Annotated in this window: 10 protein-coding genes; 6 read left to right on the forward strand and 4 right to left on the reverse strand. The window is 62.3% G+C overall.

What is annotated here, in order from left to right:
* Nucleotides 1-68: 68 nt before the first annotated feature.
* Nucleotides 69-1043: an HTH-type transcriptional regulator CysB gene (gene cysB / locus QC815_RS11740; protein ID WP_230448243.1), complete on the reverse strand. Its 975-nt coding sequence runs from the start codon at nt 1041-1043 to the stop codon at nt 69-71.
* 322 nt (nt 1044-1365) lie between these two features.
* Here cysB and trxA point away from each other — a divergent pair, with 322 nt between their 5' ends.
* Nucleotides 1366-1689, forward strand: a complete 324-nt coding sequence (gene trxA / locus QC815_RS11745; RefSeq protein WP_230448242.1) for a thioredoxin — start codon at nt 1366-1368, stop codon at nt 1687-1689.
* Between the two features lie 43 nt (nt 1690-1732).
* Here trxA and QC815_RS11750 read toward each other — a convergent pair whose 3' ends face one another.
* A complete protein-coding gene (locus QC815_RS11750) occupies nt 1733-2836 on the reverse strand; it encodes an AI-2E family transporter (RefSeq protein WP_230448241.1) in 1104 nt (367 codons plus the stop codon).
* Nucleotides 2837-3040: 204 nt separating this feature from the next.
* Between QC815_RS11750 and QC815_RS11755 the strand changes: the two genes are divergently transcribed.
* Entirely contained in the window at nt 3041-3874 is an 834-nt protein-coding gene (locus QC815_RS11755) for an SIMPL domain-containing protein (RefSeq protein WP_230448240.1), read from the forward strand.
* Here the strand turns inward: QC815_RS11755 and serS are convergent.
* Nucleotides 3819-5096: a serine--tRNA ligase gene (gene serS / locus QC815_RS11760; RefSeq protein WP_310539899.1), complete on the reverse strand. Its 1278-nt coding sequence runs from the start codon at nt 5094-5096 to the stop codon at nt 3819-3821. The genes QC815_RS11755 and serS overlap by 56 nt on opposite strands.
* A 205-nt stretch (nt 5097-5301) precedes the next feature.
* Here serS and QC815_RS11765 point away from each other — a divergent pair, with 205 nt between their 5' ends.
* From QC815_RS11765 to QC815_RS11780, 4 genes are all read left to right on the forward strand, one after another.
* On the forward strand, nt 5302-5892 hold the full coding sequence (locus tag QC815_RS11765) for a DUF4202 domain-containing protein (protein WP_310539901.1): 591 nt from the start codon (nt 5302-5304) through the stop codon (nt 5890-5892).
* Nucleotides 5893-5980: 88 nt separating this feature from the next.
* Nucleotides 5981-9079, forward strand: coding sequence for a D-2-hydroxyglutarate dehydrogenase YdiJ (ydiJ, locus tag QC815_RS11770; RefSeq protein WP_310539903.1), 3099 nt, complete (start codon nt 5981-5983; stop codon nt 9077-9079).
* Between the two features lie 74 nt (nt 9080-9153).
* Nucleotides 9154-10230 (forward strand): efflux RND transporter periplasmic adaptor subunit, encoded by a 1077-nt coding sequence (locus QC815_RS11775; RefSeq protein ID WP_310539905.1) that lies wholly within the window; start codon nt 9154-9156, stop codon nt 10228-10230.
* An 18-nt stretch (nt 10231-10248) separates the two neighbouring features.
* Nucleotides 10249-13392 (forward strand): efflux RND transporter permease subunit, encoded by a 3144-nt coding sequence (locus QC815_RS11780; RefSeq protein WP_310539907.1) that lies wholly within the window; start codon nt 10249-10251, stop codon nt 13390-13392.
* Here the strand turns inward: QC815_RS11780 and trpC are convergent.
* Nucleotides 13389-14192 carry an indole-3-glycerol phosphate synthase TrpC gene (gene trpC / locus QC815_RS11785; RefSeq protein WP_310539909.1) on the reverse strand — a complete coding sequence of 268 codons (804 nt, stop codon included), beginning with the start codon at nt 14190-14192 and terminating at the stop codon, nt 13389-13391. The genes QC815_RS11780 and trpC overlap by 4 nt on opposite strands.
* Nucleotides 14193-14220 lie beyond the last annotated feature (28 nt).

The raw sequence follows: 14220 nt of genomic DNA on the forward strand, positions 1-14220 counted from the left end.
ACTCGGCTGCGTCTGAATCATTATTCAGCGCAGCCGATTTGCGTTTGGCCCAAGCTATTGTCCCGGGCTCAGTATTCGGGTAGCTCCACTTCGTCGAACAGCATCTGTTCGTGGCGGGGGCCGGCCGTCAGCGCCTCCTCCACCCGGTCACGGGTCAGATGAGGCGCAAAGCGCGTCAGAAAATCGTACATGTAGCCGCGCATGAAGGTGCCACGGCGAATGCCAATCTTGGTCGTCGAACTGGCAAACAGGTGGCGCGCGTCGAGCGCCACCAAGTCGCTATCCAGCTCGGGATCCACCGCCATGTGCGCCACGATGCCCACGCCCATACCCAGCCGTACGTAGGTCTTGATGACATCGGCATCCGCCGCGGTAAGCACCACATTGGGCGTCAGCCCCTGGGCCTTGAAGGCATCGTCCAGCTGGGAGCGACCGGTAAACCCGAATACATAGGTCACCAGCGGGTGCGTTGCCAGCGCCTCGAGCGTTAACGGGCCGTCAAGATTAGCCAGCGGATGCCCCTTGGGAACCAGCACGCAGCGATTCCAGCGATAGCACGGCAGCAGAATGAGGTCGGTAAACAGCTCCAGCGACTCGGTGGCAATGGCAAAATCGGCCTGACCTTCGCTGACCATCTGGGCAATCTGCTTGGGAGTGCCCTGCTGCATGTGCAGGGCCACATCGGGATATTTCTGGGTGAAGGAACTGATGATCGGCGGTAGCGCATAGCGCGCCTGGGTGTGCGTCGTGGCAATCGACAGACTCCCGCGTCGCTCGTCGCTGTGCTCCTGCGCCACGTGCTTGATGTTTTCGGTGGTGCGCAACACTTGCCCGGCCAGGTCAATGATCGACTGGCCGGCAGGCGTTACCCGCGTGAGATGCTTGCCGCTACGGGCAAAAATCTCCACGCCCAGCTCGTCTTCCAAAAGGCGTATTTGCTTGGAGATGCCCGGCTGCGAGGTGAACAGGCTTTGCGCGGTAGCCGAGACGTTCAAGTTATGACGATTGACTTCCCAGATGTAGCGGAGCTGCTGCAGTTTCATGATGTCACCTACCGGTCAGTGCGCGGATGATGGCGGTCAAACGCCTTGCGCTGCCTGTGGCGTCCTGCTCGATACGGCCGCACGGCATAATTAGAATAAAAAAAAGCGCTATAATGCCTTTATAGTATAAAAAAACAGCCTTCTCAGCACCTATTACTTTTTACTATTTCATCGATTTAATGCAGATCGCATTTGCCACGCCCCGTTTCGCCCGCTAACATTTGCCGACTTGGCGCGGTTAAATGCGCTACGCAATCGCGTAAAGACCGTTGCTCCATTCGAGGCAACGAAACTGCAAGAGCAACGCAAACGGGAGAAACAAATGGCTACCAATGTTGATGTCACCAACGCCAATTTTGAGCAGGAAGTCCTCAACGCCGAACAGCCTGTCCTGCTGAAGTTCTGGGCCCCCTGGTGTGGCCCCTGCAAAGTAATGGCCCCGGTGGTCGAGGAAGTCTCCGACGAGCGCGGCGACAACCTGAAAGTGGTCAGCGTCAACGTTGACGACGCCCCCGAGATCGCCGCCGAGCAAGGCGTTCGCGGCGTCCCCACCGTGATGCTGTTCAAGTCCGGCACCAAAGTGGCCTCACTGGTTGGCGCCCAGTCAAAATCACAGCTGACCCAGTTCATCGACCAGAACGCGTAATCCAAAAAAAACCGCCGGCAATGTCGGCGGTTTTGATTGTCCTTCAATGGCGTCTCAACCACGGTGGACGTCGTGCATCCCTACGGCTCGAACCATCCCCTCGCCGCCGTCCTGGCCCCAGCAGGTGAGCAATCCAGCGCGTCTGTGGATGACTGTCCAGCGCGATCTTTAGCGTCATGGTCAGCAGCACAGAAAGCAGCATTCCCGCCGCGCCAAACATCCAGCCCCATACCACCAGCGACAGGAACGCCACAAAGGTCGAAAGCCCCAGCGCCTGACCCATTATGCGTGGCTCCACCAGATTGCCCAGCACAAAGTTGATGACCAGATAGGCCGCTGCCAGCAGCAAGGCCTGCAGGATCCCGCCGTCCTGGGCCACGAGCAGCAGCAGAACCGGTGGCACCGCCGCGATGGCCGACCCGATATTGGGAATGAAGTTGAGCGCAAAGGCCAGCACGCCCCACAGCAGCGGAAACTCCACGCCGACGATCAGGCACGAAAGCCACACCAGAATCCCGGTTGCCAGGCTGATCACGGTTTTCACCGCGAGATAGCGCTTGAGCGTCAGGCTGAATTCGCTGAAGCGCTTCAGGCTGGGCGCCGGGTTTTCCAGTGCCAACGATACCTTGTCGCGGAAATTCAACGTCTCGAACAGCATGAAGATCACCAGCAGCGCAACGATGGCACTCTGCATGAACAGGTTGCCCAGCTCGCCTAATAGCATCGGCACCCAGGAGCCTTCATCGTCCATCTCGAGCATCGAACTCAGCTGGTCGGGATCAATCGCCAGGCCCCGCGACGCCAGGGCATTCAGAATGTCCCAGTAGTGCTCGTAGAGGCGTTCTTCTATATTGGGCAGCGCCTCGATGAAGGTACTGAAACTGTTCACCACCAGCAGCCCGATCAACGACAGGAAACCCGCCATGAAGCCCAGCGTGAGCAGCGCGGATAATCGCAACCCCAGCCCACAGCGGTGTAGCCAATGCACCGGCGATGTGCAGACAACGGCAATGAAGATGGCAAGCAGAAGCGGCACCAACAGATCAGCCCCCATCTTCATGCCCGCCATGATGACCACCAAGGCGGCCAGCGCCAGCGTGGCATTCAATGGAATGCTACGATAATCCTCTTCCGATAACTTCGACATACCCCTCCATCCCTAAGCGATGTTGCCTCCTGAGCCAAGCGGCAACGATAATGTAGCACCAAGTGTGCAAACTTCTGGCAACTCTCCTGGATCGGGCCGACACGGCTGAACTTTCTTTAGCGGATCATATTCCAAGCAGAGTCTAGTCTGACTCCATCTACTCCGCCACGTGCCCTGCCGCGCGGCTATAAAGGGATATTCATCATGAACGCAAGCCGTCCACGCGCCTGTCGACTGCGCCGTAACGTCGCCGTCGGCGCGCTGCTCGCCCTGATCAGCATGCCCATGGCCCAGGCCGCCCAGACGCCGCCGAGCCTGCACGTCCAGGCCCAGTCATCGGTGGAAGCGGCCCCGGACAAAGCCACCCTGAATGCCCGACTGTGGGAAAAGACCCCCGCACACTCTACCCTGGAAGACAGCGACGGTGACGCCTTGACGGATGCCCGAGCGCGCCTGGAGCGCCGTGTCGGTGAACTGATCACCACCATGGAAGACAGCGGCCTTGAGCGCGATGCGATCAGCGCCGGCTCGTTGAGTATCTACCCCGAGCAGGTCCAGGGCGCGCGCAGCGACAACGGCGATGGCGAAACCCTGCAACGCACCCGGCTTGAGCGCCCCGTCACCGTCGAGCTCACCGATCTGGACCAGCTCGGCGAAGTGCTTGACGCGCTGATGGGCGCCGGCGTGAATGCCCTGGATGGCGTGCAGTTCGACCTGCAGAACCGCGACGCGGCCACCGATGAAGCGCTGGTCAAGGCGCTTGAAAAAGCCCGGCACAAGGCTGAGCTGATGGCCGACACCCTGGGCGCCGATATCGGCCACGTGCAGCACATTGAAGAAACCCAGTCGCCCATTTTCCAGCCGCGCATGATGTCGATGCGTACCGAGCAAGGTGCCAGCGCCGATGCCAATAGCGCTCCCCGCGCGGAATATCGCCCCGGCACGATTCGTATTGACGCCGGCGTGAACGTGACCTGGACGCTTAAAGGGCCAGACGCTCCAGACCACCCAGATAGCGACGCAGCGGCTCAGGAATAATCACCGAGCCGTCCGCCTGCTGGTGATTTTCCAATACCGCCAGCAGGCAACGCCCCACTGCCAGGCCCGAGCCGTTCAGGGTGTGCAACAGTTGGGGCTTTTTCATGTCCGGCTGGCGGTAGCGCGCCTGCATGCGCCGCGCCTGGAAATCCTCGCAGTTGGACACCGAGGAAATCTCGCGGTAGGTGTCCTGGCTCGGCAGCCACACTTCCAGGTCGTAGGTCTTGGCCGCGCCGAAGCCCATGTCACCGGTGCATAGCGTGACCACGCGATACGGCAGCTCGAGCGCCTGCAGGATCGCCTCGGCGTGGCCGCGCATGGCCTCCAGCGCCTGATAGCTGTGTTCCGGCTCGACGATCTGCACCATCTCGACCTTGTCGAACTGGTGCTGGCGGATCATGCCACGGGTATCGCGCCCGTGGGAGCCCGCCTCAGACCGGAAACACGGCGTATGCGCGGTGAGCTTCATGGGCAGCGCCGCCTGCTCGACAATCTCGTCACGCACGAAGTTGGTCAGCGGCACTTCTGACGTGGGAATCAGGTGGTACTCGCGCTCATCGTCGAGGCGGAACAGGTCCTCGCCGAACTTGGGCAGTTGCCCGGTTCCTACCAGTGACTCACGGTTGACCATGTACGGCACGTAGCACTCTTCGTAGCCGTGCTGCTCGGTCTGGGTATCCAGCATGAACTGCGCCAGTGCGCGATGCAGGCGCGCTACCGGGCCGCGCATCACTGCAAAGCGTGCGCCGGTGATCTTGGAAGCCAAGTCAAAATCGAGATAGCCTGACTGCTTACCCAGATCGACGTGATCCAGCACCTCGAAATCAAAGGCGCGAGGCGTGCCCCAACGGTGCAGCTCGACGTTATCGTCTTCGCTTTTGCCTTCCGGCACGCTGTCATGGGGGATATTGGGAATCCCGCTGACCGCATCGTCCCACTCGGCCTGAACCTCGGCCAGCTGCTGCTTCGCCGCATCCAGGCGGTCACCAAGGTCACTGACTTCGTCCAGCAGCGGCTGGATATCCTCACCGCTGGCCTTCGCCTTGCCGATGGCTTTCGAGCGCTGATTACGCTCGTTCTGCAGCTGTTCGGTTTGCGTTTGCAGCTCGCGGCGGCGCGACTCTATCGCCTGCAGCCCTTCTTTATCCAACACGAAGCCCCGCCGGGCCAGTTGTTGCGCCAACGCATCGAGATCGCCGCGCAGCAGTTTTGGATCGAGCATCAGAGGTATCCCTTGGCCTGAAATCAGTAAAACACGGCGCACAACGCCGCTGACAAAGGGGTCTATTGTAGGCAAAAGCGCGGCGAGGGGCTACGGGCGTACAGCACTGGCTGCATAAGCCATCGCACGTATTCGCCATTTCAACGCTGAGCGGTTTCGCTGCTAACATGAAATTTATTGACCTTGACCCGCCAAGCGAGCCTTTATGACCACCGCCTTTGAAAAAACCCTTGACGCCATCGATGGCCTTCACGCACAGGATCCGCGTACGACCACGCTCAAGGACGGAACCACCATGCCCCAGGAACTGGCCTACGCCCAGCGCATGAGCAAGTGGCTGACGCCCATCTACGCTGCACCCGGCGAGCTATTGCAACTGGCGGTACGCGCCCAGCACTTGCAGCGCTGGCAGGTCCCCCGCGAAGACTACGATAAAGGACGGGTGGGCTATTTGACCTGGCGGCGCGACCAGGGCAAGCGGGCGGGCGAGACCACCGCCCGGCTGATGGAGGAAGCCGGCTACAGCGCCGAGGAGGCCCAGCGCGTCGCGGCGATGATCGGCAAGAAAGGTCTGGGCCGCGACCCCGAGGTGCAGGCGCTGGAGGACTGCGCCTGCCTGGTGTTTCTGGAAAACTACTTCGCCGACTTCTCGCGCAAGGTAGAACACGACCATATGGTGCGTATCGTGCAGAAAACCTGGGGCAAGATGTCGCCGCGCGCCCACGAACTGGCCTTGTCGCTGCCCATGTCAGCGGCGTCTGCCGCGCTGGTCGATGAAGCGTTGGGCGAGGCATAACGCCGCCGTCCTGATGCACCGGCGACGCCGCTGAGGTAAAGTAGCTGTCTTCTCTTTTCCGCTTTCGGCAGTGACGGCCTGATCAATTATGATTGCAGCTCTGGACTCGCGTACCGCGCCATTTGAACGCCTGGGCACTCACTACGTGCGCTTTCTCGAAGCCCTCAGAACGCGCGGCTTCGAAGGCGAGATTGCCCCCGACTACGCGAACCGCACGGTGCTGGCGACGGATAACTCGATTTACCAGCGTCTTCCCCAGGCGGCAGTCTTCCCTCGGCACGCCGAAGACCTGGAGCGGCTGGCCAAGCTGGCCGGCGAAGTGCCCCATCGCAATATCGTACTCACCCCACGTGGGGGCGGTACCGGCACCAACGGCCAGTCGCTGACCGACGGCATCGTGGTGGATGTTTCCCGCCACATGAACCAGATTATCGAGATCGACGCGGATAATCGCCGGGTGCGCGTCCAGGCGGGCGTGGTCAAAGACCAGCTCAACGCCGCGCTCAAGCCTCACGGGCTGTTTTTCGCGCCGGAACTGTCCACCTCCAACCGCGCGACGATCGGCGGCATGATTGCCACCGACGCCAGCGGCCAGGGCAGCTGCGAATACGGAAAGACCCGCGACCACGTGCTTGAGCTCGACACGGTGCTGCTGGGGGGTAAGCACTTACATAGCCGCCCGCTGAGCGTTGAAGAAGAAACCGCTGAATGCGCGCAAGACGGCATCCTCGGCCGGGTCCACGCCACCGCCGCCGAGATTATCGACCAGCAGCGCGAACTCATCGACGCCACCTTTCCGCCGCTCAACCGCTGCCTGACCGGCTACGACCTCGCCCACCTGCGGGATGCTAACAGCCAGCTCAACCTCAACAGCTTACTGTGCGGCGCGGAAGGCTCGCTCGGGTTTCTCAACGAGGCCGTGCTCAATGTACTGCCGATCCCCAAGCACTCGACGCTGGTCAATGTGCGCTATCCCGGCTTTATGGAGGCCCTGCGCGATGCCAAGGCGCTGATGGCGTCGAGCGCTCGCCCCACGTCCATCGAAACCATCGACGACACCGTGCTGCAACTCGCCATGGACGACTTCGTATGGGACAGCGTGGCCGAATTTTTTCCGGCCGGTGACACCGCCATTCGCGGCATTAACCTGGTCGAGTTCAACGACGATGATCCAGAGGCCCTCGCCGAACGCGTGCGCTCCTTTACCGAGCACCTGGGGCGGGATACGACCGTCGAGCGGCTGGGCTACACCCTCGCCGAAGGCCGCGCGCAGATTCAGCACGTCTACGGCATGCGCAAGCGCTCGGTGGGCCTGCTGGGCAACGTGCAGGGCGAAAAGCGCCCGCTGGCGTTTGTGGAAGACACCGCCGTGCCGCCGGAGCATCTAGCCGATTACATTACCGAGTTTCGCGCCGCACTGGATGCCCGAGGGCTTGACTACGGCATGTTTGGCCACGTGGATGCCGGGGTATTGCACGTGCGCCCGGCGCTAGATATGAAAGACCCCGCCCAGGAAGCACTGATCCGCGAGATCTCCGACGAAGTGGCGGCGCTGACCCAGCGCTACGGCGGGCTGCTATGGGGCGAGCACGGCAAGGGCGTGCGCTCGGAGTACGGCCCCCAATTTTTCGGCAGGCTCTACCCCAGCCTGCAGCGGGTCAAAGCGGCCTTTGACCCCTATAACCAGCTCAACCCCGGCAAGATTGCCTCGCCATCGGACAAGGGCGAGCTGATTGCCCGGGAACACGACCCGGAGCTACTGGCCATCGACGCGGTGCCGATGCGCGGCCAGCTCGATCGCACCATCGACGAGCGCGCCTGGCAGGCCTACGACGCCGCGGTCTACTGCAACGGCAACGGTGCCTGCTACAACTACGACGTCGATGACCCCATGTGCCCTTCCTGGAAGGCCACCCGCGACCGCCGCCATTCCCCCAAGGGCCGCGCCAGTTTGATCCGTGAGTGGCTACGCCTGCAGTCCAATGCGGGTATCGACGTGGTGGAAGAGTCGCGCAGGAAAAAAGCCGAAGGCGGCTGGGGTTTTATCAAGCACTTCCCGCGGCGCATAGCCAACACGCTGAGCCGCAGGCAGCACCACGACTATTCACACGAAGTCTACGACGCCATGGCGGGCTGTCTGGCGTGCAAATCCTGCGCCGGGCAGTGCCCCGTAAAGGTCAACGTGCCGCAGTTTCGCTCGCAGTTTCTGGAGGTCTACCACGGACGCTATCTGCGGCCGCTGCGTGATTACGTGATCGGCGGCACCGAGTTCATGCTGCCCGCCTTTGCCAGGGCCGCCCCGCTGTACAATGCCATCATGGGCCAGCACTGGGTCGAGGGTCTGATGCGCAAAGGCGTCGGCATCAGCGACTCCCCGGCGCTGTCCCGGGCCAACCTGAAAAAGAAACTGCGCGCCTGGGGGGTGGCCGAAGCCACACCGACCTCGCTTGCGCTGCTCACCGAACAGCAGCGCGCCAACAGCGTGATCATCGTGCAGGACGCGTTCACCAGCCACTTTGAAGCCAAGCTGGTGATGGATATCGTCGAACTGCTGTCGCGGCTCAACCTGCGGGTGTTCGTCATGCCGTTTTCCGCCAACGGCAAGCCGCTGCACGTCCAGGGTTTCCTGGGGGCGTTCGAACGCACGGCGCGGAAACAGGCCGAGCGCCTGCGCACCCTGGCGCACTTTGACATCCCCCTGGTGGGCATCGACCCGGCGATGACCCTCACCTACCGCCAGGAGTACGTCAAATCGCTGGGCAGCGCGGCGGTGCCCGAGGTGCTGATGCTCCAGGAGTGGCTGGCCACCCGCCTCAACACCCTGCCTAGCCGCCCGGTGGAACTGAGCGACCCCAGCTTCAAGCTGCTTTCCCACTGCACCGAAAGCACCAATGCGCCGGGATCTCCCAAGGCGTGGCAGCAGGTATTCGCGGCCTTCGGGCTGGAGCTTGAGCTGGTCAGCACTGGCTGCTGCGGTATGTCCGGCACCTACGGCCATGAAACCCGCAACGTAGCGACCTCAAAGACCATCTACGCGCAGTCCTGGCAGCCGCAGGTGGAAGCCGAGGAAAATACGGGCAAGCTTCTGGCGACAGGCTACTCCTGTCGCAGCCAGGTGAAACGTTACTCAAGCCAGATACTGCCTCACCCGCTGCAGGCGCTATTGAGCGCGCTCAAGCGCGGGTAGCGTTGAGACGACCAACGCCAACCGACCGTTTGATTCTGGCATGCTGGGCGCAATCCTAGAGCCGGGGAATCATCTTGCGACGATTGTTGACCATCGCTCGCGCCCTTCGGGCGTGCGCCAAGACACTGGCCCTGCTGATGGGTGGCATCGGCGTGGCCGCCGCACAGGACGCCCGAGTCGAAACCCAGCGGGTTGAAGACACCCCGCGTATCGAGACGCTGCGTCTGACCGGTAGCGTTTCCGCCCCGCGCACCTCGCAGCTTTCCAGCGCTGAAGCGGGCCAGGTCGCGTCCCTTGACGTCGCCCTCGGCGACCGGGTCAGCCAGGGTGAGCGGCTGATGGCACTCGATAGCCGTGAGGCCGAACTGGAGCGCCAGCGCGCCCAGGCCAATATCGATCAGGCCCGCGCTGATCGCGACGATGCCCGCCAGCGGCTCAACGAAGCCAATCAGCTATCCGCGCAGCAAAATATTGCGGCCAGCGAACAACGCCGGCGGCAAAACTCGCTGGCCGCCGCCGAGGCCCTTCTAGACGCCCGGCAGACCGAGTACGCGCTCTGGGAGCTTCGTATCTCCCGCCACACCATCACCGCGCCCTTCGATGCGCTGATCACCCAGCGCGACAGCGAGCTGGGCGAATGGGTCACGCCCGGGGACACCCTGATGACGCTGGTCGACATTGACGCCTTGAGACTGGACTTCCCTGTGCCTTTCTCGGCCTATGGCCGCATGGATGACGCCACTCTCGAGATCCGGCTGGAAGGCGATACTCGATGGTACGCCGCCCGCCCCCAGGCACGGGTACCCCAGGACGCCACCAGCCGCCAGTTCCTGTTGCGCGCCGAGCCTGCTGAAGCCCTCAGCCTGCTGCCCGGCATGGCGCTCGAAGGGCGGCTGTTGCTTGAAGGCGAGACAGGCCCAAGCGTCCCCCGCGATGCCTTGATCCGCCGCCCGGACGGCAGCGTGAGCGTATGGCTGGCCCGCCAGGAAGACGACGCATGGCGCGCCTATGAACAGCGCGTGGAGATCGGCAGCGGCCACGAGGGCAATGTCGCTATCCTTGACGGCATTGAGGTGGGCGATCGCGTCATTGTGGTCGGCAACGAACGCCTGGAAGAGGGGCAGACCTTGTCTCTTATCGACGACGATTAACAAGGAGCGCCCTCGCGCATGTTTGCCGCCATCATCCGTCACGGCATTTTGGTCAGTGTCGTCACCCTGATTCTGCTGATCGTGGGCATTGCCGCCATCTGGCGGATTCCCGTGCAAATGATTCCCGACCTGGAAACCCGGGTGATTGGCGTTGAAACCCAGTGGGCCGGTGCCAACCCGCAGGATATCGAAAAGGATATCCTCATCGAGCAGGAAGAGTATTTACGCAACGTCCCCAACCTGCAGCGTATGGAATCCACCGCCAGCAGCGGCAGCGCCGAGGTTGAGCTGGAATTTCCGTTTGGCGTTGACCTCACCGAAACGCTCATTCGGGTCAACAACGCCCTAAGCCAGGTGCCCTCCTACCCCACCAACGTTGACCAGCCGCGCATCGTCGCCAACTCGTTTTCGGCCAATGCGTTCATGTACTTCAACGTCGGCCCCCGCGAAGGCAATCCGCGCGATCTGGACATGCCAGCCATGCGCGACTATCTGGAAGATAACGTTCGCCCGCGCATGGAAAGCGTCAGCGGCGTGTCGGAGGTCACCGTCTCCGGCGGCGCCGAACGGCAGATGCAGCTGCTGCTCGACCCCGACGCCCTCGCCGCCCGCGACATCAGCATCAGTGATATCCAGAACGCATTGCGGGAACGCAACCAGGACGTCTCCGGTGGCCAACTGGAAAGTGGCAAACGCCGCTATCTGCTGCGCACCGTCGGGCGTTTCGAGGATGTCGAGAGCCTGGAAGCGTTGATCCTTGACCGCCAGGGCGATGAGGTAACAAGGCTTGGCGACGTTGCCGAGGTGCAGCAGTCCTACGCCGAGCTGACCTCGCGCTCTTACAACTCGACTGGTGAGCCGGTTTTGAGCGTTCAGGTGCGTCGCGAGCCGGGGGCCAACGTCATCGACATCAAGCGCGCCATGCTGGACGAGGTGGAGGCTCTGAATGAAGGCCTGCTGGCCGAACAGGGCATGCAGATCACCCTCTCAAGCGACGACGTGCGCTACGTGGAGTCCTCGATTGCCAACGTCTGGGTCAACCTGGGCCTGGGGGCGCTGTTTGCCACCCTGGTGATGTACGCCTTCCTGCGCTCGGCGCGAGCCACCTTTGCCGGCATCATCGGCATTCCCATCTGTACCATTGCGGCATTTCTCGGCCTTCTGCTTGCCGGGCGCACCCTGAACGTAATTTCCCTGGCCGGGGTGGCCTTTGCCATCGGCATGACCATCGACAACACCATTGTCGTGCTCGAAAGTATCGAGACCCAACGGCGGCGCGGGCTGGCCCGTTTCCAGGCGGCGCTTGAAGGCGTCAAGCAGGTCTGGTCGGCCGTGCTCGCCTCGACGCTGACCACGATTCTGGTGTTTGTGCCGATTTTCTTTATCGAGCAGGAAGCCGGCCAGCTGTATTCCGATATTGCCGTGGCGATCTCCACTTCGATCCTGGTCTCGATGGTGGTCGCCATTACCGTCATCCCCACGCTCGGCGCGCATATCGATTTCCGGGGCCGCGATAACGGCAATGGCACTCGCCCGCGCTGGATGAGCGCCTGCCTGTGGGTGGTCGACCGCATGATCAAAAGCACGGCGCGGCGCACGGCGGCCGTGGTGTTGGGCATCGTCGGCGGCGTGGCGATTTTTGTCGGGCTGACGCCGCCTGCGGAATACCTGCCCGAGGGCGAGGAAGCCAAGACCTTCGCCAGCATGAACGCCCCGGCAAGCTACAACCTCGCCACCATGGACGCCATCGCCCAGAACCTGCAGCGCGAACTCGAACCCCACGTCGGCGCCGACCCTGAGGACTTTGAGCGCGGCGACACCGACGTGCCCCCCATCCGCACCATGGGCATCCAGGCCGAAGCGCAGAGCCTGCGCATCATTGCCGAAACCATCGACCCCAATCATATCGAGGCGCTGATGGACGCGCTCACCACACGCTACGAGGCCTACCCGGATATGCGCGCCTTTGCCGCGCGCGGCTCGATCATCTCGAGTAACGACGGCGGCACGCGCAGCATCACGCTGGATATTGCCGGTAATGACCTGGAAACCCTCTACGCAACGGCCAATCGTATTTACGAACGCGCCCAGGCGACCTTCGACAACCCGCGTATTCAATCGCGCCCTTCGGCGCTGGATCTGGGCCAGCCGTTGATCGAGATTTATCCGGACTGGGAGCGCGCCGCCGAGCTGGGCTTTGATACCGAGGCTCTGGGCACCGCGATTGCCGTGCTGACCAACGGGTCGTACCTGGACGATTTTTACCTCGGCGATGAGAAGATTGATCTTTACGGCTATGGCCCGGAGGCCGGCGATATCGACCTCGACCGTCTGGCCAGCCTGCCCTTGCATACGCCTGCCGGCTTCAACGTACCACTGAACGACGTCGCCGATATCGAAGAAACCGTTGGCACCGCCACCCTACGCCGGGTCGATGGCCGGCGCAGCGTGACCCTGAATGTGATCCCACCGCGCAGCGTGGCGCTGGAAGCGGGTATCGAACGCATGCAGCGCGAAGTGATCGAGCCCATGCGCGATCAGGGCGAACTACCTGGCGGTATCGATATCACGGTAAGCGGTGCGGGCGACCAGCTCGATGCCACCCGCCAGTCTCTCACCGGCAACGGCTTGATTGCCCTGGCGATCGTGTATTTATTGCTGGTAGCGATTTTTGCCCACTGGGGCTATCCGCTGCTGATTCTGGCGACCATCCCCCTCGGCGCCGCCGGGGGGATTGTCGGTCTGTGGCTGATGAACAGCGTGGGAGCGATGCTGCCGCGTATCGGCTTGAACGCCATCAGCCAGCCTTTCGACATGATCACCATGCTGGGCTTTTTGATCCTCATGGGCACTGTGGTCAACAACCCGATACTGGTCGTCCATCAGGCACGCATCAACCTGCGCGAGACGACCATGGACGTACGCGATGCGGTATACAGCGCCGTGGAGAGCCGCCTGCGGCCCATTGCCATGACCACCTTGACCACGCTGTGCGGGCTATCGCCGCTGGTGTTTCTACCCGGCGAGGGCACCGAGCTGTATCGCGGCGTCGGCGCCATCGTGCTGTTCGGGCTGCTGGGCACCGCCATCGTCACCGTCACCTTTCTGCCGGCGCTTACCGTGGCGGTGCTCAGCTGGCGGACGAAACGCCAGGCGGGTTAAAAGAACAGCCGCTTGAGGGCCTCACCGGGGTCGCTATCGCGCATGAAGGCTTCGCCGACCAGGAAGCCGTTGATCTCATGGTCGCGCATCAGCTCGACATCGTCGCGGGTATCGATGCCCGACTCGGTAATCACCGTGACGCCTTCAGGAATGCCCGGCAACAGCTCCAGGGTGGTGTTGAGGCTGGTCTCGAAGGTGTGCAGATTGCGGTTGTTGATGCCCACCAGCTGCAGATCCAACGTCAGCGCCCGGGCGAGCTCGTCGGCATCGTGGACTTCCACCAGCACGTCCATGCCCAGCGCCTTGGCCTGCTGGCTCAGGTCACGCAGCTGGGCGTCGTCCAGCGCGGCGACGATTAGCAGAATACAGTCAGCCCCGATCGCTCGCGCCTCGGTGACCTGGTAGCCGTGGGTAATGAAATCCTTGCGAATCACGGGCAGCGAACAGGCATCACGCGCGGCGATCAGATAGTCTTCGTGGCCCTGGAAAAAATCCGCATCGGTGAGAACGGAGAGACACGCCGCGCCGCCCTGGGCATAGCTCTTGGCGATATCCGCCGGGTGAAACGCCTCGCGAATCACCCCTTTCGAGGGCGAGGCCTTCTTGACCTCGGCAATGATCGCCGGGTCGCCGTCGGCGATGCGCTTGTTCAGCGCGTCGATAAAGCCCCGGGGCGCACTCTGCTTCTCGCCCAGCGCCAGCAGATCGGCTTCCGACACCGCCTGACGTCGCTCGGCCACCTCCTGGTTCTTGCGTTCCAGAATGCGCGTTAAAATCGTAGGCGTTGCCTGTTGGGTCATGGTGATCTCTTCTTATTTAAAAATTACC

Source organism: Vreelandella gomseomensis, from assembly GCF_031451645.1.
GTDB classification, from domain to species: domain Bacteria; phylum Pseudomonadota; class Gammaproteobacteria; order Pseudomonadales; family Halomonadaceae; genus Vreelandella; species Vreelandella gomseomensis.

What these genes read in the sequence shown, in the direction of transcription:
- trpC (WP_310539909.1), bottom strand. Translation starts at nt 14,192, where the DNA reads ATGACCCAACAGGCAACGCCTACGATTTTAACGCGCATTCTGGAACGC.
- ydiJ (WP_310539903.1), top strand. Translation starts at nt 5,981, where the DNA reads ATGATTGCAGCTCTGGACTCGCGTACCGCGCCATTTGAACGCCTGGGC.
- cysB (WP_230448243.1), bottom strand. Translation starts at nt 1,043, where the DNA reads ATGAAACTGCAGCAGCTCCGCTACATCTGGGAAGTCAATCGTCATAAC.
- serS (WP_310539899.1), bottom strand. Translation starts at nt 5,096, where the DNA reads ATGCTCGATCCAAAACTGCTGCGCGGCGATCTCGATGCGTTGGCGCAA.
- QC815_RS11750 (WP_230448241.1), bottom strand. Translation starts at nt 2,836, where the DNA reads ATGTCGAAGTTATCGGAAGAGGATTATCGTAGCATTCCATTGAATGCC.
- QC815_RS11780 (WP_310539907.1), top strand. Translation starts at nt 10,249, where the DNA reads ATGTTTGCCGCCATCATCCGTCACGGCATTTTGGTCAGTGTCGTCACC.
- QC815_RS11755 (WP_230448240.1), top strand. Translation starts at nt 3,041, where the DNA reads ATGAACGCAAGCCGTCCACGCGCCTGTCGACTGCGCCGTAACGTCGCC.
- QC815_RS11765 (WP_310539901.1), top strand. Translation starts at nt 5,302, where the DNA reads ATGACCACCGCCTTTGAAAAAACCCTTGACGCCATCGATGGCCTTCAC.
- trxA (WP_230448242.1), top strand. Translation starts at nt 1,366, where the DNA reads ATGGCTACCAATGTTGATGTCACCAACGCCAATTTTGAGCAGGAAGTC.